General features: G+C 41.8%; 2 protein-coding genes and 1 pseudogene. 1 reads left to right on the top strand and 2 read right to left on the bottom strand.

Going from position 1 to position 2,303, the window contains the following annotated elements; genetic code table 11:
• Nucleotides 1-268 precede the first annotated feature (268 nt).
• The gene (locus tag I6E38_RS14585) at nt 269-565 is read left to right on the top strand and encodes a DUF6808 domain-containing protein (RefSeq protein ID WP_235394667.1); all 297 of its coding nucleotides are present in this window, start codon (nt 269-271) and stop codon (nt 563-565) included.
• Nucleotides 566-665: 100 nt separating this feature from the next.
• On the opposite strand, the pseudogene I6E38_RS15365 reads toward I6E38_RS14585, so the two are convergent.
• Together I6E38_RS15365 and I6E38_RS14595 are read right to left on the bottom strand one after the other, a co-directional pair.
• Nucleotides 666-1,196: pseudogene (locus tag I6E38_RS15365) on the bottom strand (leucine-rich repeat domain-containing protein); the annotation flags it as partial.
• A gap of 30 nt (nt 1,197-1,226) precedes the next feature.
• On the bottom strand, nt 1,227-2,261 hold the full coding sequence (locus tag I6E38_RS14595) for a Fic family protein (protein ID WP_262912390.1): 1,035 nt from the start codon (nt 2,259-2,261) through the stop codon (nt 1,227-1,229).
• Nucleotides 2,262-2,303 lie beyond the last annotated feature (42 nt).

Raw genomic sequence — 2,303 nt, forward strand, 5'->3', positions numbered from 1 at the left:
AAGCCCGAGCTTGTGAAAGTTCGGGCTTTGTGATATTTTAAAAGAGGGTGTGAATTTTGACACACCCCCTTTTGTTGTTACGGTGTTTTGTTGTGGTGGTAGAGCAAAGGACTGACATTGTCTATTAATTGGCCTTGTGTCCCCGGTTCATTTGCCAACGAGACTAAACTAATAGCTTTCTCAACACATTATCAAGAAACTACTATGAACAAAAGAAAGGTTTTCACACACGGACTCGTATATCTCCTTCTCGCCTCCGTGATACTCAATGTTGTACTTTTCGCTAAGCAGCGTACGAAGGACAAGTACGAAACCAAAAGCGATACCAATCACACAAAAGCAATACTCCGACAGCACCTATACAGCATGGGTAAGCGGCTACATGCCATCGCTCGACAGCATTTCGATATATCCACGACGTGAGATTATCACCATCACCAATACAATACGAAAGAAACCAAAACGTTGGGGCATCGGCGTTAATGCCGGCTATGGCATCACTCCCAAAGAAGGAATGCAGCCATATTTCGGCGTAGGCATAAACTATAACTTGTTCACGTTCTGAGAAACGCCCCGACATCTCTCATACACACAATAAATTATGGGCTGACAGATTGCTATTTCATTCCGCAATCTGCCAGCCCATATTCATATAAGCCTTATTATTATTTTACAAACACTTTTTTTACAGAGCCGTTGTTGTATTTAACAACGTTGATGCCCTTAGTAGGAGTCAGTATTCGTCTGCCATTTGTGGTGTATCGATAAACCTCCTTTAGATTGGTAGATGTCGCAGGGTTGTTGATATCCGTAGCGTCAAGCTCAACTATGTTTTTGAAATAGCCAAAGGCCGACGACTGTCTATACATATCCATGGTGCCTTTAGGAACATAAAGTATGCAATTATCAGCATCGCAACCACCGAATACATTATAACCCAACATTGTCGGCAGATGTTCTGCATACATATAGACAGAAGCCAAACCTGTACAACGATAGAAACACCCTTGTCCTAACGAAGCTACACATGTGGGCAAAGAGACACTTTTCAGATTAACACAACTCATGAAACAAAGATCCCCTAACGAGGTTATACATGACAAGTCGATGTCTGTCAAGCTACTGCACTCTGCGAAACATCCTTTCCCTAACGAGGTTATACCAGAAGGCAGATTGATACTTTTCAAGCTACTGCAATAAGAAAAGCAACCGTAGAAATTTCTATATCAGGCAAGACCAACAACCCATTTGCCATTTTTGTTGCTTCCCATACGAGACAGGATACCGGCAGACTTTAGTGTTGCAATATGTTTTCTTACCATGCGTTCAGACATACCAAGAGCTTCAGCAGCCGTTATAGCTGACGCACTGTTGTTTTCAGCAAGATAATCAAGCACCTTCCATGCCGAATCTGAAACGTCCGGGTATTTATCATGAACTTTATCATGAACTTTATCATGAACTTTATCGTGAACGTCATTCAATTCTTCACCTTGATGATTCTTGAGAGTTTCAAGAATTTCAGACAGCATAAAGTCGATAAACACACCAGAATCGGCTGCTTGTGTACTTGCTGTTATTGCATCATAGTAGGCTTGCTGATTAGAAAACACCATATTCTCTACTGGCAAATACTCAAACAACGGATGCAGCTTGCCAAGAATAAGCGATTGCCACAGTCTTCCCATACGTCCATTGCCATCTGCAAAGGGGTGTATAAACTCAAACTCGTAATGAAACACACATGAGCGTATAAGCAGGTGGTCTTTGCTTTGCCTTAACCAAGCAAACAAATCCCCCATAAGATATGGAACTCTGTCGGCAGGAGGTGCCATATGAACAAGTCCATGCTCTGAAAACACACCTACGCCACTATGCCTATACCTACCAGGATAATCAATGATTGCCTCCATCATCTGCGCATGAGCCTTGAGCAAGTCCTCCTCCTTAAATGCATCAAGATATGGATACATCTCATATGTCTTGATGGCATTCTTCACCTCTTGTATTTCCTTAACTGGCGCAACAATATTTTTGCCGTTGATTATGTCGCGCACCTCATCCTCCGTCAGCTTATTACCTTCTATAGCAAGCGAGCTGTGGATTGTACGTATTCTGTTAACCTTGCGTAGATGCAGAGCATCTTTCTGTTCAAGTCGTATGGCATAACGCTCTATCAGACCTGAAATCTCAGCAATCTTATTGATTGCTTCTGCACTTATTGTGAACGGGATCAAATAATATTGTTGTGTTTTTAACAATCCAATATTATTGTTTATCTTTGCGTCATGAATAGAACTCAG

This window comes from Leyella stercorea, from assembly GCF_021531355.1.
In the GTDB taxonomy this organism is placed as follows: domain Bacteria; phylum Bacteroidota; class Bacteroidia; order Bacteroidales; family Bacteroidaceae; genus Prevotella.

Excerpts from the sequence above, each read along its gene's own strand:
- I6E38_RS14585 (WP_235394667.1), top strand. The coding sequence starts at position 269 with ATGTTGTACTTTTCGCTAAGCAGCGTACGAAGGACAAGTACGAAACCA.